This is a genomic window from Streptomyces sp. NPDC006925, from assembly GCF_042869575.1.
Taxonomy (GTDB): Bacteria; Actinomycetota; Actinomycetes; order Streptomycetales; family Streptomycetaceae; genus Streptomyces.
In genome coordinates this window covers 801-19,528 of record NZ_JBIAGB010000027.1, presented here as the reverse complement: position 1 = coordinate 19,528, position 18,728 = coordinate 801, and the positions used below count along the sequence as shown (strand labels likewise).

Sequence of the window (18,728 nt, the reverse complement as noted above, 5' to 3'; positions counted from 1 at the left end):
ATGGCGAAGGGGGCCGGGCGGGGGGCCGGTACCGGTCCGCAGCCCGCGTCCGGCGACCGCCGCGGGGGAGCAGCGCCGGACGGGCAGCCGGTCGTGGCCGACGGGATGATGCCGCTGTGGGCGGTGTCCCTCGGCTGGGAACTCCGCCGCGGGCGGCAGGTGATCCTCAACGGGCAGATCCGGGACCGCTGGTGGTTCGACGACAACCCCGCCTCCTTCCGGGAGGTGGTCGCCGGAACGTTGGCGGCGCGCGGTGCCGAGGTGGTCGGCTGGTGGGATCCTGTCGGCGGCCTCACCTTTCCGCTGGCGGAGCACGCGGAGCGCTTCGACCGGCTGGCCGCCGCACCGTCCGCAACCGGACGCGGCGGCACGGGCACCGGCGGAGCGGACTCCGGCGGTGCGGGCGCTGACGGCGCGGACAGTGGCGGGGGAGCGCCTGCAGCCGCAGCAGCGGCGGAGAACAGCCGCGGACCACGGCGCGACGGGGAGGAGCCGCCTGCGGAAGAGCACGCGGCGGGGCGCACCCGGCGCGACGGGGAGCGGCAGCGCAGCCGCGGGCGGCTGTTCGCCGCCCGCTCTCCCGGACGGCCCCGCTCCTTCGACGACGTCGTGGCCACCGTGCAGCGCCTCGCGGCCTCGCCCGAGGCGGCCACGGCCTTCGTCTTCGAGGACGTCGACCACCACCTGCCGCCCGACCGGCCCGAGTCGCAGCTGGGCTATCTGCGGCTGCGGGCCGCGATGGCGGACGCCGTCACCCCGCACTCCGCCGAGGGCCCGCAGCCGCACGCCCGCAACGCCGTGCTCTGCGCGGTGGGCGACGTGGGGCGGCTGCCGGGCTGGTTCCATCTGGAGGACCCGCGGATCGCCGCGCTGCACATCGGCCCGCCCGACCCCAGCGAGCGGCGGTTGTGGCTGACCTGGCTGCTGCGGTACTTCGACGGCGGCCACGACGCCGCGCGGTCCGATCTCGAGGCGCTGGTCGGAGCCACCGACGGGATGGCGGGCTGGGACATCGAATCCCTGGCCCGGACGTCGCGGCTGCGCGGTGCGCCGCTGCAGAAGCCGGACAAGCTCCTGGAACTGCACCGGCTCAATGTCAACGTCGACCCGTGGGCCCAGTTGGACCGGGAGACCGTCGCCCGCGCGGCCGACGCGCTCGCCGCCCGCGTGGTCGGCCAGCCGGCGGCGGTGGAGGCCGTGGCCTCGGCTCTCCAGTCCGCCTTCGTCGGCGTCGACTTCGGCCACTCGGGGGCCGCCCGGCCGCGCGGCGCTTTCTTCTTCGTCGGGCCCACCGGGGTGGGCAAGACCGAACTCGCCAAGGCGGTGGCCGAGCTGATGTTCGGCGATCGGAGCGCGTACGCCCGCTTCGACATGAGCGAGTACCAGCAGGAGCACGCCGCTGAGCGCCTCGCGGGCGCGCCGCCCGGCTACATCGGCTACGAGCAGGGCGGCGAGCTGACCCGGCGGGTGCAGGAACGGCCGTTCAGCGTGCTGCTCTTCGACGAGATCGAGAAGGCCCACCCCAAGGTGCTGGACAAGTTCCTGCAGATCCTGGAGGACGGCCGGCTCACGGACGGGCGAGGGCAGACCGCGTACTTCTCCGAATGCCTGATCATCTTCACCTCCAACACCGGGGCCGAGGAGCTGCGGACGCTGCTGGAAGGCCGCGAGGACGAACTCCCCTACGCCGCACTCGAAGCGCACTTCACCCGGGCGGTGGAGGACCGGTTCCGGCAGAACGGCAGGCCGGAGATCTACGGACGGCTCAAGCCGGGCGTCGTCGTCTTCGACATGCTGCGCCGCGAGCACATCGTCAGCATCGCCGACCGGTTGCTGGCGCAGCTCACCGAGTCGGTGCGCGAACGCCACCGGGTCGAACTGGTCCACGACACGGGGACGCTGCACCCGTGGATCACCGCGCGGATGTCGGAGCCCGAGCACCAGGCGTACGGCGGGCGGCAGATCCGCAACGAGCTGGAGCAGGTGCGGGCCCAGGTCGTCCGCCATCTGCTGGAACACCGTCCGGTGCCGGGCAGCCGGGTCCGGACGCAGATCGGCCCGGACGGCGCGGTGCGGGTCACCACGGAAACGACGGACACCGCGAGCGCCACCGGCTCCACCGGTACGGCGGAGCCGCCCACCGCGGACACAGCTGCTGCGGCGGACACGGCCGGGCCGGGCGGCCCCGCGAGTACGAAGGAAGGGGGCGAGCCCGCGTGATCGCCATCGAACTCGGCCACCGGTTCGGCCGGGTGGCCCGTCTCGGCACCGGCGGACATCCGGAGGTGACCGCGACGGAGTTCGAGGCCGTGGACGGCGTCCTCGAACCGGCCCGGGCGCTGGCCGCGCTGCTCGACTCCGCCCCGGGCGGCACCGGCGCGGACGGCGCGGTCCTCGGCCTGTCCGCATCCGACGGCCGGGAGGAGGAGCTGCGGCGTGCCGCGGACCGCGCCGGGCTCCGCGTGGAGCGTGTCGTCCCGGAGCCGGTGGCCGTTGCCCTGCACTACGGGGCGGCCGGTGAGGGCGTGGACCGCACCCTCCTGGTCTGCGACCAGGGGGCCACCACGCTGGACCTGAGCCTCCTGGCCGTCACCCCTGACCTCACCCTGCGCGTCGTGCGGACCCGCAGTCACCGCCTCGGCGGGGACGACTGGGACGCGGCACTGGCCGCCCGGCTGGCCGGACGACTCCCGGACGGCGCCGATCCGCGTCGTTCGGCGGCGCTCCTGCGGCGGGCGCTGGGCGGTGCGGACAGTGTCACCGAGGAGGTGGCCGACGCCGCCGGGGAGCTGCACCCGCTGACCCTGGACCGGGCCGACGTGGAGGCGGCCGCGGCGCCGCTGCGGGAGCGGACCCTGGCTGCGGTGGGCGAGGAGCTGCTCGCCGCGGACCCCGCGCCGGACACCGTCCTGCTGGCCGGCGGCCTGTTCGCCATGGCCGGCCGGTCGGCCGGGATCCGGGAGCTGCCGGCCGCGCAGGGCCTCACGGTGCGCTGCGACCGGCCGGAACAGGCCGTGGTGCGGGGGCTGCTGGCGCTGCGGGACTTCGGGATCCTGCGGATCGCGTCGGGCCCCGCGGCCCGGTCGGCCGCTCCGCACGACGGGTACTTCCTCCCGGACCTCGACCCCGCCCCGCACTCCGAGGCCGCCCCGCACTCCGATCCGGACCCGCACGCCGATCCGGACCCGCACTCCGATCCGGACCCGCTCAAGGGGCCGAACGCCGATTCGCGGCCCGCGCCGAACCACGCCCCGGCCCCCCGGCCCGGCCCGGAACACGCTTCCCGGCCCGCGTCCGATCCGGCGCACGCGCCCGGACTCCGGCGCCCACCACAGGAGGAGCACCCCGCCGGAGCCGGGCCGGACGCCGCGGAACGGCTCGCCGCACGAGGCCCTGGCGCCGCACCCGCGGCGGGCAGCGCCCCGGCCTCCGCGCCCGACGGGGACGCCCCGGCCTCCGCGCCCGACGGGGACGCCCCGGCCGCCGCAGCGCCCCCGCGGGCAACACCACACACCCCTCGGGGCACTCCGGGACCGGGCGACGGCGGCACCGGGCAGCCGCGGCCGTCCCCGGCACACGGCGAACCGGACCCGCACGCCACCGCGAATCCGCCGCCCCCTGCACCGGGGGACGCCGAAATGTGCCCGCCCGACCCGGCACACCCCGCATCCACCGGCGGCGTCGGCGCGGATCCGCACGCTCTGATCGCCGTTCCGGTCGAACAGCTCCAGGCGCTCCGGCGCGGGGACCATCTCCTCGTCCTGTGGGCCTGGCCCGACGGCGCGCTCAGTGCCCGGGTCCGCTGGCGGCGGGAGGGAGCCCTCGCCGGCTCCGGGCCGCGGGAGGGGGATCTGGTCTGCCGGCGCCGGGTGTACGAGCACGACGGCGGCCTGGATCTGGCCGTCGGCCGGGACGCGGTCACCCTCACCGTGGAGGCACTGGTCGCGGATCCCGGCGTGGTCTGCGAGGCGGCCGCCTCGCTCGCCGTACCCGCGCAGCCGGCCCTGGTGGAGTACGAGCCCACCGTGCGGCGCCGCTTCGCGGGCCGGGTCGCGACGGTCACCTTCACTTCCGAGGCCGGCTGCTACCTGCCCCGCCTCCGCATCGTCCACAGCATCGGCCGGTTCCGCCCCACCAGCGCGTCCGAGGGCACCGTCGTGCACGAGGTGCCCGGTCAGCGGCTACCCGCGGGCACCCCGCTGGCCGTGGAGTTCTCCCTGCCCGCCACCCGAGGCCCCTCCTGGCTGGTCTGCTTCCCGGCGGACGCCGACGCGGGCACCGACTGCGACCTCGACATCCGTCCGACGGCGCTGCACAGACTGCGAGTGACCTGATGGCCAGACGGCACACCTGCCCCTACTGCTACGAGAGCTTCGCCGCGCGGGAGATCCGCTTCCGCTGCAACACCCGGCTGAGCCCGTCCGGGAAGAAGTGCGAGCGGCGCCGCGACCAGGTACTGGACGAGCGGATGGGCCCGCGCCGCAGCCACGACCTCGGCCCGGACTTCGCCGCCGACGGACGCCGCCCGACCGCGGTCTGCCAGGACTGCAAGGGCGAGACGACCTACCGGATCTGCCCGGTGTGCCACTCCGAACTGCCCGTGCAGTTCGGCATGGTGGACAACCGGCTGATAGCGATGGTCGGCGCGAAAGCGTCCGGCAAGACCGTGTACATGACGGTGCTGCTGCACGAGGTCAGGAACCGGGTCGGCGAGGCGTTCGGCGCCTCCCTGATGGGCCTGGACGACGCCACCATGCGCCGCTTCAGCACCGACTACGAGGACCGCCTCTTCCGTGACAAGCAGTTGTTCCCCGGAACCCAGACCGCTTCCACCAACCTCAACCGGGTGGACCCGCTGGTGTTCCGGTTCGGTCTGCGGCGGCGCACCCTGTTCGGCCACCGCCCGCAGCACACCGTGCTCTCGTTCTTCGACACCGCGGGTGAGGACTTCAGCTCGCGGGAGAGCGTGGAGCTGAACACCCGCTACCTGGCGGGCGCCGACGGCATCATCCTGCTGCTCGATCCGCTGCAGATGCCGGGCGCCCGGGACGGGGCCGCGCCGGGGACGCCGCTGCCGGGCACCGAGGGCCTCGACACACCCATGAACGTCCTCTCCCGGGTGACCGGCCTGCTGCTGGCACCCCGCAGCGGCCGCTCCGCGCAGAAGATCGACACCCCGATCGCCGTGGTGTTCTCGAAACTGGACGCCTTCTGGCACCTGCTGGAGAACAGCAGCCCGCTGCACGACCACGCCCCGCCGCGCGGCCGGTTCGAGGTGGGCGACAGCCTCAGCGTCCACGAGGAGGTGCGCAGGCTCCTCAAGGACTGGGACGGGGTACCCGTCGACAACCTCCTGGAGAACCACTACACCCGCTACCGCTACTTCGGAGTCTCGGCCCTCGGCCGCAACCCCACCCCCGACGCCCGCGTCGCGGCCACCGGCATCCAGCCCTACCGGGTCGCCGACCCGCTGCTGTGGCTGCTGAGCGAGTTCGGGTCGGTGCCGAAGGCGGGACGCGGATGACCGGCGACGCCGCACGGCGGCAGCCGGAAGCCGGACCCCACTTCCAACAGCTCTACTACACCTCCTGCGAGCACGGACTCAGCGGGTTCTCCGGATTCCAGTTCAACGCCGTCAGCGAAGGCGTCACGGCCGACACCCGGCAGGCCGTGGAGGCGCTCGCCGGGTACGAGCCGCCCCGCTCCATGGCGGAGTCGGACACCCCGGAACTGCTCGAGCGCTGTCCGGTCAACCTCTGCTACCGGCCGCACGATCCGCGGGGACGCAGCGGTACGGTGCTGTGCGTGCGCTACGCGGGCCGGGACTCGGCCCGCCGGTTCGGCAACTACTTCGCCCACGCCCTGCACAGCGAGGACTTCCCGGCCGCAGGCCGCGGGCTGCTCGGCATCGAGCTGTGGGGCTCGCCGGTGTGGGTGGCCGGCACCTCCCCGACCACCCGGATCCCGGTGCTCACGGCGCCGCCGCGCGGACCCCTGGACCCCCGCACGGTACGCGGCTTCCTGGACGCACATCCCCACGCCGAGCAGTTGCCGCACCTGCTGGCCGCCGCGTTCGCCGCGCTCACCGAGCACGGTTCGGTCGTGGTGGTCGACCGCACGACCGAGCGGATCGCGCACTGGTTCGCCGCGGTCTGCTACCTGCTGCCGCCGCCGCTCGCCCGCCGCCTCTCCTTCGCCACCTACGTCTTCCGCCCGGCCCGCAGCAGACTGCACCTGATCGGTACGGTGCCCGAGGTGCAGCTCGACTTCGGGCCGGACGAGGAGGACGCCTACACCGTCTTCGACTTCTGCCGCGGCCGGTTCCCCGACGACGTGCACGCCGCACCGGACGTGCACGCCCTGGTCGCGCTGCTCACCCGGATCGGTGTCGCAGCCGTGCGGCCGGTCTGGGCCTGGACCAAGGACTTCGCACACGGCGCCGAGGAGAGCCCCGGCGACTGGCACGCCCCCGTCGCCGCGGCCGCGTCCTCGGGCGGGGTCGCCCTCGCCGCCGCCGACGTCGACGCGCTGCTCGACTGGCTGCCCGCAGCCGAGCACCTGGGCCCGCTGGGCGCCCAGGTCGCCGCGGACCTCCACCGCAGGCACCGGAACCTGGACGACAGCCGGCTGCGCCTGCTCAGCGGCGTCGCGCGAGCCGCCGATGACACCGCACTGCACCAGGAGATCGAGGGGAGGCTGCTGGAGTCCCGCATGCGGGCCCATATGACCGGCGCCGTGGACGCGACGGAGCCCGCACCCCTCACCGACCCGGACCTCCGCGCGCGGGCCACCGCGCTGTGGGAGCGCCTGCTGCGGGACGAGGCGGCCACCACCCGCCGCCGGGTGCGGCTGCTGCTCTGGGCGCACGGCGCGCGGCTGGCGCCCCAAGCGGACATCGTCGAGCGCGAGACGCTCACCGCGGCCCGCGCCCTGCTGGGCACCTCGGCGCCGGGGGCCGCACTCCGGCGGGAGGTGGAACTGCTCGTCGCTGGCGAGCCCCGGATGCGGGGCGCTCTGGCGGCCGCCGTGCGGGAGGTGCTGGAGAGCCGCCCGGGGCAGGAGCAGCTCTTCTCGCAGTTCCCCGCCGCACTGCTCCAGGAGCGGGACCTGCGGGGCAGTCCGCTGCTGCTGGAGCACTACTGGCGGGCGCGCGCCGAACGCGAGCCGGCCCGCACCGTCGAGCTGATGTTCCGGATCCTGCGGGTCCGCGGCCGGCCGGTGCCCGACGACGCGCTGCTGGAGGCGCTGTGGCGGCATCCCGCACGGACCTGGACCCACCGGGAGGCCGGCGAGATCGCCCGCGGACTGCCGCCCGAGGCCCTGGCCGACCCGCTGGTCGGCCGGTGGCTCGACCGCGCGGTCAACCGGCGTATCGAGACGGCCGCGGAGCTCGACCGCTGCCTGGAGCTGTGCGGGCTGCTGACGGCGCCGGACCGCTGGGCACGGCTGCCCGCGGACGTCCGCGCCCGGGCACGGACCACCCTCGACCTGGCCGCGGCGCTGCGCGGAGCCCGGGAAGCCACCGGGCTCGCCCGTGCGTTCTCCGTGCCCGAGGCGGACAGATGGGCCGGGCCGCAGGCGCTCAAGCGCTATCGCCTGGTGCCCGCGATGCTGCGGCTGCCCGCCGACATCGGCGCCCTGGGAGAGCACCTCGGACACGCCGGACACGCCCAGGCCGACCGCTATCTCGCCGCCGTGCAGCGCGCGGCGGCTGGCAGCGACCCGGTCGACGACATCCGGCTCAGCCATGTCGCCGCGGCAGCCGCGGCACCGGCGCGGGCCGGGCTGGCGCAGGCCCACCTGGAGGCCGTCGACCGGATCCGGCTCCATGCCGCCCGGCACTGGCGGCCGGCGGACCTGCAGCGGCTGGAGGGCGCGGTGCGGCCCTACGACGCCCGGCTGGCCGACTGGTTCCATGCGTGCGCCGAGTCCCGGCTGAGCGGCCCGCGGCGGCTCGCACACCGGCTTCCGGGACTGCTGCGCGGCACCGGCGGCGCACGTTCCCGCGACGACTCCCGCGGAACCGGCCCCGAGGGCGCCGGAAGTGAACCGGACCGGCCGAGGTGGAGCCCGCGGTGGAATCCACGGAAGAACGACGGGGAGAGGTGACGCGCGGTGGCCGAGATCGTCGCCTATGTCGTCATCCCCGTGCTCTACCTCGCCCTGCTCGCCGTCTTCCTGCTGTTCGTCCCGCTCCTCGCCGGCCTGCGGGCACTCGCGTTCGTGGTGCAGCTGCTGCGCGGCCACCTGGAGTTGCTGATCGGTGTCCTGTACCGGCGCACTCCCGAGTTCCGCACCCTGCCGCCGTACCGCCCGCAGGACGAGGAGGTGAAGGCGTACCGCAACTACTTCTTCGGGCCGGGAGCCCGGGACCTGCGACAACTCGCCACCCTGGAGCGCCGTTCGTACGCGGCGGCGGTCGGCGACGCCTTCCGCGACGTGACGGCACGGCAGTTCACCTCCCCGGCACGGAGCAGAGCGCTCACCGTGCCGTACGGCCTGACGCTGTACGCGGGCCTCGGCCTGGGCGCGGCGCTGGCCGTACCGCCCCTGGGCGCCCTGCTGGCGCTGCACGCGCTCGTCCTCGCGCTGCTGATGGCGGGAGCCCGGATCACCGCCGGACTGCTGCGCGCCCTCGACCGTGCGGCCCTGTGGACGCGGCGGCTGTCGGTCGGCATGATCTGCCCGCACTGCTACGAACGCGTCCGGCATCCGGCCTACGACTGCCCGGCACCGGCCTGCCGGCGCCGGCACGCCGACATCCGCCCGGGCACCTACGGCCTCCTGCGCCGCCGCTGCGAGTGCGGGCACCGCATGCCCACCCTGCTGATCCTCATGAGGAGGCAGGCCCGGCTCCAGGCGTACTGCACCCATCCGCACTGCGGCCGGGCGATGAACGCCGACGCCGGGCACATGCCGGAAACCGTCCTCCCGCTGATCGGCGGCCGGGCCGCGGGCAAAACCCAGTTGATGGCCGCCATGCTGCTGACGCTGGAGAACGCGGCCGGCAGCGGCGGCCCCGCGCTCCGCTTCGCCGACGCCCGCTCCGACGCCGACTACCAGATCCTCCGCGAGGTGCTGCGGATCCGCGGCAACACCCGCGGCACCCAGAAGGACCTGCCCAGCGCGCACTCCTTCGTGCTCGGCACCGGCCGCACCGAGCGGCTCGTCCACCTCTTCGACACGGCCGGGGAGCGGTTCGTCGACCGCGACGAAACCGACGCGCTGCGGTATGCCCGGGCCGCGCGCACCTTTCTCTTCGTCCTGGACCCGATGGCGGTGGAGGCGTTCTGGGACCGGCTGGAGCACGCGCCCGGGCCCGGCCCGGACCGCAGCCTCGCCTCCACCGTCCATCCCGAGGAGGTCTTCGCCCGGTCGGTGCAGGCGGTGGCCGCGATGCGCGCACCCGTGCGGCACGCGCGCCTCGCCGTGGCCATCAGCAAAGCGGACGTGCTGGCCGAGGCCGGCCTCGGGCCGGGGAGCGCCGCCGGCAGCGACGAGGCCCGCGCCTGGCTCCAGGAGGCTCTCGGCCTGCACAGCCTCGTCCGCGCGATGGAACTGGACTTCCGCGAGGTCCGGTTCTTCTGCACGGCGGCCGTGGCGGACGAGGAGGCCCGGGTGGACACCAGCATCGCCGAGCTCGTCGACTGGTGTCTGGGGTCCTGACCCCCGAGGGCTCGGCAGGACCGGCGGGTGGGATGGCCCGCTCGGTGCGGAGCCTTCGGTTGCGGCCCGCTCGGCGGTCCAACAACGTTCACTCGATGGTGAGTTGAAAGATCTGTTCAGGGTCGGCCGGTGCTGCCACACTTGCCGTGCCCCAGTGAACCCCCCCATGGTCCGGTCGTTCCGGGCCCGTCACTTCGGAGGTCTTTCATGCGCCGCAGATTCGCCGTGCCGCTCGCTGCCGCAGCCCTCTCGCTCCCCGCCGTGCTCGTCCCCGCCGGCTCGGCCTCGGCCGCTCCCGCCGACAAGGCGCAGGTGCTCAGCTCCTGGACGCAGACCAGCGCCTCCAGCTACAACGCCTGGTACCAGGCCCGCCAGCACCAGGGCGACTGGTCCGCCTACGGCTTCGACTGGTCGACGGACTACTGCAGCTCCTCGCCCGACAACCCCTTCGGCTTCCCCTTCCAGACCGCCTGCGCCCGCCACGACTTCGGCTACCGCAACTACAAGGCCATGGGCACCTTCTCCGCGAACAAGTCCCGCATCGACTCGGCCTTCTACGAGGACCTCAAGCGGGTCTGCAACCGCTACTCCGGCGCGACCAAGACGGCCTGCAACTCGACGGCCTGGACGTATTACCACGCCGTCGACATCTTCGGCCTCAAGGGCGCCGACGAGGCAGCCGCCGACAAGGCCGCCTGACCGGTCCGCCGCACCCGCCCGCCGGGCGGGCACCGGGGCGCTCCTTCCGCGGTCCTTCAGCCACGGGAGGAGCGCCCGGCAGCCGAAGGCTCCCGCGGGTTCTCCCGTTCCTGCGGCTCCCGCCGCCCGGTGCGGCGGCCGAACACCCAGGCGCGGAAGAGGAGGAAGCGCAGCACCGTGGCAGCCAGGTTCGCGCACACCAGCACCGCGAGCTCGGCACTGCGCGGCGCCCCGGCGGCCGCGGTGTGCAGCGCGGCCAGCGAACCGCTGGTCAGCGCCAGACCGACGGCGAAGACGAGCAGGCCCTGGGCCTGGTGCCGGACGGCTCGCTCCCGGCCGCGCACCCCGAAGGTCAGCCGCCGGTTCGCGGCGGTGTTCCCCAGCGCCGACAGCAGCAGCGCCGACGCGTTGGCCGACTGCGCACCCAGGCCCTGCCGCAGCAGCGAGTAGAGCCCCAGATACAGCAGCGTGCTGAGTGCTCCGACCAGGCAGAAACCGATGAGCTGCCGCGGCAGCCCACCGGGCACGTCCGCCAGTTGACGGTCGCGCGGATCGTCGCCGAACGGGCGGCGCAGCCGGTCCAGCGGCAGCGCGCCCCCGGCCAGCGCCCGGCCGACCCGCCAGACGCCCTTGAGGTCGTCCGTGACGGTGCGGAGGATGTCCACCCGCGAGTCGGGGTCGTCCACCCAGTCCACCGGTACCTCGTGCACACGCAGCCCGGCGCGCTCGGCCAGCACCAGCAGTTCGGTGTCGAAGAACCAGCCGTCGTCCTGCACGAGCGGCAGCAGCCGGTCGGCCACCTCGCCGCGTACGGCCTTGAAGCCGCACTGCGCGTCGGAGAAGCGGGCGGCCAGCGATCCGCGCAGCAGCAGGTTGTAGCCGCGCGAGAGGACCTCGCGCTTCGGTCCGCGGACGACCCGCGAACCGGAGGCCAGCCGGGTGCCGGTCGCGACATCCGAGTGGCCCGAGATCAGCGGTGCGACCAGCGGCAGCAGCGCGTTGAGATCGGTGGACAGGTCCACGTCCATGTAGGCCCGTACGGGTGCGTCCGAGGCGGCCCACACGGTGCGCAGGGCGCGCCCCCGGCCCTTCTCCTCCAGGCGCGTCAACGAGACGGAGTCGAACTCCCGGACGAGTTCGCGGGCCACCTCCTGGGTGCGGTCCCGGCTGGCGTTGTCCGCGACAGTGATGCGGAAGCCGTAGGGGAAGTGCCGGGTCAGGAAGGCGTGCAGCCGCCGGACGCAGGGCCCGAGGGCCGCCTCCTCGTTGTAGACGGGCACCACCACGTCCAGCACGGTCGTGGGCGTCCGGGAGGGCAGATGGCGGCGGGAGGGCAGGGTCTCGCACGACGGCAGGCCCTCGCGCGACGGCGCGGTCTCGCGCCCCACAGGATCGGTCTTCGCACTCATGCTGCCGACCGTGGCGAACGGGCCTGTCAGCCCGGTGTGGCCAGGCTGTGCGCCACCTGTGAGGTGCCGGATCCGGCGGAATCCGCGGGCAGCCGCACGGTGAAGGCGGTCCGGCCGGGCCCGCTGGCGACCTGGACACCGCCGCCGTGCGCGGTCACCACCGCCGCCACGATGGCCAGTCCCAGCCCGGTGCTGCCGCGGTGCCGGGAGCGCGAGGCGTCGCCCCGCGCGAACCGCTCGAAGACGCGCTCCCGCACATCTGCCGGGATACCGGGACCGTCGTCCACGACCCGCACCTCCACCCGGCCCCCGTCCAGCGCCAGTTGCGCGCGCACCGTCGTACCCGGCGGCGTGTGACTGCGCGCGTTGGCCAGCAGATTGGCCAGCACCTGCCGCAGCCGCGACTCGTCGCCGGTCACCAGCAGCGGGGACGAGGGCACCTCCAGACGCCACACATGCTCAGGGCCGGCCACCCGCGCATCGCTGACCGCGTCGACGACCAGCGCCGAGACATCCACTGGCTCCCGCTCCAGCGGCCGCCCCGAATCCAGCCGCGCGAGCAGCAGCAGGTCCTCCACCAGCCCGCTCATCCGCACCGCCTCGGACTCGATCCGCTCCAGCGCGTAACCCGTGCCCGTGCCCGTACCCGGCTGCTCCCGGCGCGAGAGCTCCGCATAGCCGCGGATGGACGCCAGCGGAGTACGCAGCTCGTGGCTGGCGTCCGCGATGAACCGGCGCAGCCGCAGCTCACTGTCGTGCCGCGCCGCCAGCGCCGAACCGACATGCCCGAGCATCCGGTTCAGCGCCGCCCCGACCTGGCCGACCTCGGTCTCCGGGTCGGTGTCCCGCACCGGCACCCGCTCGCGCAGCCGCACCTCGCCGCTGTGCAGGGGAAGTTCGGAGACCCGGGTGGCGGTGTGCGCCATCCGCCGCAGCGGCCGCAGCGCGACCCGCACGGACGCGGCACCGGCGATCCCCGCACCCAGCAGTCCGGCACCGGCGACACACACCTCGACCAGCACGAGCGTGCTGATCGTGTCGTCCACCGCCGCGGTCGGCAGACCGACCACCAGGGTGCCGCCCGCCACGTGCACGGACGTCACCCGGTAGCTGCCCACCTGCGGCAGTTCCGCGGTGTGCGGACTGCTGTCGCGGGGCACCGAGGCCAGCGCCGCGGACTGCGCGCCGGTCAGCTTCCTGATGCCGACGCCGGGCATCCCGTCGGCCGGCTGCTGCTGCACGCTGCGGGCTGCGGAGCTGAAGGTACTGCCGGAACCGCCGGAACCGTCGTCGGAGGCGCCGTCGCCGCTGTCCTTGACGAAGGCGCCGACGGTACCCACCGGCTGCCCGCCCACCTTCAGGAACCGCAGCTTCTCCAGCCCCTCGGGCCGCTGATGGCCGGGCGGTCCGGGGCCCGCGGCGCGGAAGGTGACGTCCTTGAGCTGGCTGTCGAGCTGCTGGTACAGGTACGTGTGCAGCGCGATGGTCGTCACCGCGCCGATCACCGCGGCCACCACCGCGATCATCGCCACGACCGAGAGCACCAGCCGGGCACGCAGCGAACGGCGCACCCGCAGCCGCGCGCGCAGCCCGGAGAACAGCCGGAACACCGCCGCTTCCCTCACTCCGCTGCGGGCTTGAGCAGATAGCCCGCACCGCGCCGGGTGTGGATCATCGGAGCCCGCCCCGCGTCGATCTTCCGCCGCAGATACGAGATGTACAGCTCCACCACGTTGCCCTGGCCGCCGAAGTCGTAGGACCACACCCGGTCCAGGATCTGCGCCTTGCTCAGCACCCGCCGCGGATTGCGCATCAGATACCGCAGCAGCTCGAACTCGGTCGCCGTCAGCCGGATCTCCGCTCCGCCCCGGGCCACCTCGTGGGTGTCCTCGTCCAGCGTCAGATCGCCCACGGCCAGCACGGACGACGGCTGCCCGGCGGCAGTGGCCCCGGCCCGCCGCAGCAGCCCGCGCAGCCGGGCGATGACCTCCTCCAGGCTGAACGGCTTGGTCACATAGTCGTCGCCGCCCGCGGTCAGCCCGGCGATCCGGTCCTCCACCGCGTCCCGTGCCGTCAGGAACAGCACCGGAATCCCCGGAGTCACCGAATGCAGCCGGCCGAGTACGGTGAGCCCGTCGATGTCCGGCAGCATCACATCCAGCACCACCGCATCCGGACGCCAGTCCCGCGCCGTGCGCACCGCGGCCTCACCGCCGCCCGCCGCACGCACCTCCCAGCCCTCGTACCGCAGCGCCATCGACAGCAGTTCGGTGAGCGAGGGCTCGTCGTCCACCACGAGGATCCGCACCGGACCGCCGTCGGGCCGCCGCAACGGCCCCTGCCCCGGCGCCCCGGCCCGCCCGGCACCAGCTCGTGCACCACCCTCACGCGCGGCCGACACCGCCTTCTCGTCCATGCGAGCACCCTGCACGCCCAACCTGAGAGGAACCTGTGAAAACCCTGGGGGCCGGCTGAGAAGCGGGGCCGATGCCGGCAGCGCTGCCGGGGATCGAAGTCGGCGAACCGGTCGCGGCTCGTCGTGCCGAGCGTGACCAGCGACTCCCGGGTGAAACCCGGCAGCCGCAACCGCACCGCGCGCGGAGACTTCCGACGGACATCGAGTCGGACTGTGCTGTGCATCACATCGCCCTCTTGTCACGGATGGGAGGTCCGCTTCCATCTGGTGGTCGTCGGAAGCGATGGAGGAGGACGGAGCGGTGAGCACACAGCAGGAAACCGGCATGACGGTCACACACCGTGTGGTGGTCCTGGGAGCCGGGTACGCGGGGATGTCCGCGGCCATCCAACTGGCGGCCAGGAGTAACCGGTGCGAGGGCGTACGGGTGACCGTGGTGAATGCGCAGGAGCGGTTCACCGAGCGCATGCGGCTGCACATGACAGCGACCGGGCAGCGGCTCGCCGAGCTGAGCATCCCGGAGCTGCTGGAGGGCACGGGGGCGCGATTCGTACGGGGCTGGGTGACGGCGGTGGACGCGGACGCCAGGACTGTACGGATCGACGACGACCGGGTCCTGCACTACGACACGTTGGTGTACGCGTTGGGCAGTGTGGCCGACACGTCGGCGGTGCCGGGCGCCGAGGACCATGCGTACACCCTGAGCAGTGCCCCGGACGCCGAGTTGCTCGCCGACCGACTTCGGCGGCTCGGCAGCGGCACGGTGTTGGTCGCCGGCAGCGGGCTGACCGGCACCGAGTCGGCCGCGGAGATCGCCGAGCGGCACCCGGAACTGGACGTCGTGCTACAGGGCCGGACCGAGCCCGGCGCGGCCATGAATCCCAAGGCCAAGGCGTACGTGCACGCCGCGCTCGACCGGCTGGGCGTCCAGGTACGCACAGGGGCCGAGGTGGTGAAGGTTCTGCCCGACGGGGTGGAATTGGCAGGCGGGGAGCGCATCGCCGCCGACGCGGTCCTGTGGACGAGCGGTACCCGGGTGTCGCCGTCGGCGGCCGCCGCCGGGCTGGCCGTCGATCGTCGCGGACGCATCGTCACCGACGCCACACTGCGGTCGGTGTCCCACCCCGACGTGTACGCGATCGGCGACGCGGCCGCGATCCGCCAGCGCTACGGCGTGCTGCACGGCACCTGCCAGGGCGGCATGCCGACCGGGGTGCATGCCGCGCTGTCCATCGAGCGCATACTCAGAGGCAAGCAGCCCAAGCCGTTCCGCTTCGGCTACTACCACACGCCGGTGAGTCTGGGACGCGGCGACGCCGTGGTGCAGTTCACCCGCCCCGATGACAGCCCACGCCGGATCTTCCTGACCGGCCGCATGGCCGTCCGGTACAAGGAAACGGTGACAGCCTCGCCCTGGCCGACCTATGGCCGTATGAAGAAGATGCCCACCTCGGGTGCGTTCTGGCCCCGCGGGGGCCGCTTCACCCGTGTCCGGGAGGCCCGGTGATCAACCTGTCAGCCCACCCCGACCAGCAGGTCTTCCACGAGCACCGCAGCCTGCTGTTCTCCGTGGCCTATCGACTCCTGGGCACTGCGGCCGACGCCGAGGACGCCGTCCAGGACGCCTGGATCAAGTGGTCCGCCGCGGACCGCTCGCAGGTGGCCGACCCCAAGGCATACCTGACGCGGATCGTCTCGAACCTGGCGCTGGAACGGCTGCGCTCCACTCGGCACAAGCGCGAGACCTACCTGGGGCCGTGGCTCCCGGAGCCCATCCTCACCGGTGGGGATGCCTCCGAGGCCGTCGTGGACACCGAGTCGGTGTCGATGGCCATGCTGGTGGTGCTGGAGACGCTCAGCCCGCTGGAGCGCGCGGTGTTCGTGCTCAAGGAGGTCTTCGACTTCAGCCACGCCGAAATCGCCGAGGCCGTGGAACGTTCCGAACCTGCGGTGCGGCAGGCCGCGCACCGGGCCCGCGAGCACGTGCGGGCCCGGCGGCCGCGCTTCGCAGCCGACCGGACCAGGCAGCGCGAGGCCACCGAGCGGTTCTTCGCTGCCACGACCGGCGGTGACATCAACACCCTGATGGAACTGCTGTCCCCGGACGTCACCTTGTGGACCGACGGCGGCGGCAAGGTCCGCCAGGCCCTGCGCCCGGTTGTCGGCGCAAGCACGGTGGCCAACTGGTTCGCGACCATCGGTACCGTCCCGTACCAGGGCATCGCGCCGGCCGACATGCATGCCGAACTCGTCGTGATCAACGGCGGGCCGGGCATCGTCTTCAGTGCGCCGGGACGCGTGATCGCCACCGTCACGTTCGACTTCGGCGCCGACGGGCGCATCACCGCCATCCACAACGTGGCCAACCCAGACAAACTCCATGCCGTCGCCGACGGCACCGCCTACGACATCGGGGCGCCCTGAGCGTCCTCGCCGCGAGCTGTCGCCGGGCGTGGCGGGGCTCGTCGTCCGCGACCGCTGCTCATGGGCGGTATGGGCCGCACGGGTCCGGGCCGCTCCAGGACGATGTGCGGGGTGCCTCGGATGCTCCGCCCAGCTCGAGGCGCCGCCGACTGCGTGCGTTCGTCTCCGCGACGCGGGCGCTCAGCACGTCGGCGTGGGTCAGCAGCCGGACGCGGTCGGGGTCCGCGTCCCACTCCCGTCCCCCGCCCAGCGGGCGGAGCTGGAGATAGGGGCCCTCCCGCTCCATCACCACCCCGATCCGGTCACGGGCGAGATCCCGTACCGTCGAGCCGACGACCGGTTCCACGGGCGTGACGGCAACCGGCGCCTGCGGTCGGACTCCGCCGTCCGTCACCGGCCGGCACCCCGCGCGATCACGGCCGCCAGTGCGAAGGCGACGGAGGCCGAGCAGACGCCGAGGTGGACGAGCGCGTACCGGGCGGCCCGCGTGGAGTCCGGCATGTCGTGCTCGCCGCCACTCTCGTCACTACCTGGCAGTGCGTCCCGCCACGGGGTGCGTACGTCCATCGCCGGGAGCTGAACACCGGCGCGGGTCAGCGCCTCGGCGAGCGCGTCACGTGCCGCCACCGCCTCGCGGATCTTGCCGGCCCCGGCCGGTACCCGGCCCTCGGTCCAGCCTCGGAGCTCGTTCGGGTACGGGTCGGCGGTCGGGCTCTGGTGCGGGTCGCCGTTGCTGTCGTCGGCGCGGTCCGGGCGCTGCGGCGGGTTCGCCATGGGAAGTGCTCCTGAACTTTTCATGGTTTGTTCTGATATTTCGCCGCCCGGCGCGCACTGGCTGAACTACCGTGCGTGAGGGGCGCATTACGAGAATGCGTCCTGGCTGAGCTGCGCACACCGCAGACCGGTTGTGCTTCCCCGGCAGACCAGCGCATGTTCCACACCTTCCACGGAGGCACACCATGCCGACGAGGCGAGCGGTCACCGGCCGCAGCCGCGAACCACGCGCCCGGTTCGCGGAAGAACTTCGACGCCTGCGGGCGCAGCGCGGAGAGAGCCTTCGCCAGCTCGGCGACCGACTGGGCTGGGACTGGTCCCTGTTCGGCAAGATGGAGAGCGGCGAGACCCTGGGCGGGCCCGAAGTCGTCGAGGCCCTCGACCAGCACTACGGCACCCCAGGGCTGCTCCTGGCCCTGTGGGAGCTGGCCATCAACGACCAGACCCAGTTCCGCGAGCGCTACCGCCGCTACATGGAACTGGAAGCCAAGGCCACGAGCTTGTGGCACTTCGCGGTCAGCGTCCTGCCGGGGTTGTTGCAGACCCCGGGGTACGCGGGTGAGGTGCTCGCGGCTGGTGGCTCGAAGGGCCTGGACCTGGAACAGCAGGTGCAGGCCCGAATGAGTCGGCGCTCGCTGCTTGAGGGCGACGACGCACCGCCCTTCCGCACCATCCTGTCCGAGGCGGTGCTGCGCACGCCGCTGCGGGACGCGCGGGAGTGGCGCAAGCAGTTGGAGTACCTGATGGGGGCGGCGGACAGGGGGAACGTGACAGTGCAGGTGCTGCCGTTCCGGGCGGGCCCTTACGGGCTGGATGGGACTGACGTGTGGTTCCTCCGCCTGCCCGGCGGACATCCTGTTGCTTACTCCGAGAACGCCTACCGTGGGGAACTCATCGAGGAAGACAGGACTGTAGAACGCCTCCAACGTGCATACGATGCGGTGCGTGACCTGGCCCTACCCCCGGCCGAGTCACGGAAGTTCGTCCTGCGCATGTTGGAGGAAGTGCCTTGCGATCCCACGAATTGAGCGCCGTCACCTGGCGCAAAAGCTCCTACAGCAACTCTGATGGTGGCGCGTGCGTTGAGGTCTCCGACGACTTCGCCACCCTTGTCCCCGTCCGCGACAGCAAGGCGCCCCACGGGCCGGTACTGACGTTCCCGGCGGACGGCTGGTCGTCGTTCGTGTCGGCCGTCAAGGCCGGCGACCTGCGCGCCTGAGCGACAGCAAGGACAGGGAAGCGGGGGGGGGGGGGGGGGGGGGGGGGGGGGGGGGGGGGGGGGGGGGGGCCGCGCGCGGGGGGGCGGGGGGCCGGGCGCGCGGGCCGGCCCCCCCCCCCCC

Annotated in this window: 15 protein-coding genes; 10 read left to right on the top strand and 5 right to left on the bottom strand. The window is 73.6% G+C overall.

From position 1 onward, the window contains the following. From ACFYNS_RS27225 to ACFYNS_RS27200, 6 genes are all read left to right on the top strand, one after another. Positions 1 to 2,220, top strand: coding sequence for an AAA family ATPase (locus ACFYNS_RS27225; RefSeq protein WP_388605534.1), 2,220 nt, complete (start codon positions 1 to 3; stop codon positions 2,218 to 2,220). Then, the gene (locus tag ACFYNS_RS27220; RefSeq protein ID WP_388605510.1) at positions 2,217 to 4,334 is read left to right on the top strand and encodes an Hsp70 family protein; all 2,118 of its coding nucleotides are present in this window, start codon (positions 2,217 to 2,219) and stop codon (positions 4,332 to 4,334) included. The genes ACFYNS_RS27225 and ACFYNS_RS27220 overlap by 4 nt, the downstream gene beginning before the upstream one ends. After that, complete coding sequence (locus tag ACFYNS_RS27215; protein ID WP_360291345.1) at positions 4,334 to 5,524, top strand: hypothetical protein; 1,191 nt, start codon at positions 4,334 to 4,336, stop codon at positions 5,522 to 5,524. Before ACFYNS_RS27220 ends, ACFYNS_RS27215 begins: the two co-directional genes overlap by 1 nt. Next, entirely contained in the window at positions 5,521 to 8,109 is a 2,589-nt protein-coding gene (locus ACFYNS_RS27210) for a GTPase-associated protein 1-related protein (protein ID WP_388605509.1), read from the top strand. The genes ACFYNS_RS27215 and ACFYNS_RS27210 overlap by 4 nt, the downstream gene beginning before the upstream one ends. A 6-nt stretch (positions 8,110 to 8,115) precedes the next feature. Then, positions 8,116 to 9,666 carry a hypothetical protein gene (locus ACFYNS_RS27205; protein WP_388605508.1) on the top strand — a complete coding sequence of 517 codons (1,551 nt, stop codon included), beginning with the start codon at positions 8,116 to 8,118 and terminating at the stop codon, positions 9,664 to 9,666. A 207-nt stretch (positions 9,667 to 9,873) separates the two neighbouring features. Further along, complete coding sequence (locus tag ACFYNS_RS27200; RefSeq protein ID WP_276477409.1) at positions 9,874 to 10,365, top strand: phospholipase; 492 nt, start codon at positions 9,874 to 9,876, stop codon at positions 10,363 to 10,365. A gap of 56 nt (positions 10,366 to 10,421) precedes the next feature. Here the strand turns inward: ACFYNS_RS27200 and ACFYNS_RS27195 are convergent, their stop codons facing one another. The 3 genes from ACFYNS_RS27195 to ACFYNS_RS27185 are packed head-to-tail and all read right to left on the bottom strand — an operon-like array spanning position 10,422 to position 14,190. Then, positions 10,422 to 11,774, bottom strand: coding sequence for a glycosyltransferase (locus tag ACFYNS_RS27195; RefSeq protein ID WP_388605507.1), 1,353 nt, complete (start codon positions 11,772 to 11,774; stop codon positions 10,422 to 10,424). 26 nt (positions 11,775 to 11,800) lie between these two features. Further along, entirely contained in the window at positions 11,801 to 13,384 is a 1,584-nt protein-coding gene (locus tag ACFYNS_RS27190) for a sensor histidine kinase (protein ID WP_388605506.1), read from the bottom strand. A gap of 11 nt (positions 13,385 to 13,395) precedes the next feature. After that, on the bottom strand, positions 13,396 to 14,190 hold the full coding sequence (locus ACFYNS_RS27185) for a response regulator transcription factor (RefSeq protein ID WP_360291356.1): 795 nt from the start codon (positions 14,188 to 14,190) through the stop codon (positions 13,396 to 13,398). Between the two features lie 301 nt (positions 14,191 to 14,491). On the opposite strand from ACFYNS_RS27185, the gene ACFYNS_RS27180 reads away from it, so the two are divergent. Together ACFYNS_RS27180 and ACFYNS_RS27175 are read left to right on the top strand one after the other, a co-directional pair. After that, positions 14,492 to 15,697: an NAD(P)/FAD-dependent oxidoreductase gene (locus ACFYNS_RS27180; RefSeq protein ID WP_388605505.1), complete on the top strand. Its 1,206-nt coding sequence runs from the start codon at positions 14,492 to 14,494 to the stop codon at positions 15,695 to 15,697. Next, positions 15,694 to 16,614, top strand: coding sequence for an RNA polymerase sigma-70 factor (locus tag ACFYNS_RS27175; RefSeq protein ID WP_360291362.1), 921 nt, complete (start codon positions 15,694 to 15,696; stop codon positions 16,612 to 16,614). The genes ACFYNS_RS27180 and ACFYNS_RS27175 overlap by 4 nt, the downstream gene beginning before the upstream one ends. 58 nt (positions 16,615 to 16,672) lie before the next feature. Here the strand turns inward: ACFYNS_RS27175 and ACFYNS_RS27170 are convergent, their stop codons facing one another. Then, the gene (locus ACFYNS_RS27170; protein WP_388605504.1) at positions 16,673 to 16,960 is read right to left on the bottom strand and encodes a hypothetical protein; all 288 of its coding nucleotides are present in this window, start codon (positions 16,958 to 16,960) and stop codon (positions 16,673 to 16,675) included. Positions 16,961 to 17,004: 44 nt separating this feature from the next. After that, positions 17,005 to 17,388: a hypothetical protein gene (locus ACFYNS_RS27165; protein ID WP_360291365.1), complete on the bottom strand. Its 384-nt coding sequence runs from the start codon at positions 17,386 to 17,388 to the stop codon at positions 17,005 to 17,007. Positions 17,389 to 17,573: 185 nt separating this feature from the next. Here ACFYNS_RS27165 and ACFYNS_RS27160 point away from each other — a divergent pair, with 185 nt between their 5' ends. Beyond that, complete coding sequence (locus ACFYNS_RS27160) at positions 17,574 to 18,416, top strand: helix-turn-helix domain-containing protein (protein WP_388605503.1); 843 nt, start codon at positions 17,574 to 17,576, stop codon at positions 18,414 to 18,416. Continuing rightward, positions 18,398 to 18,607, top strand: a complete 210-nt coding sequence (locus tag ACFYNS_RS27155) for a DUF397 domain-containing protein (RefSeq protein ID WP_388605502.1) — start codon at positions 18,398 to 18,400, stop codon at positions 18,605 to 18,607. Before ACFYNS_RS27160 ends, ACFYNS_RS27155 begins: the two co-directional genes overlap by 19 nt. Positions 18,608 to 18,728: the final 121 nt, after the last annotated feature.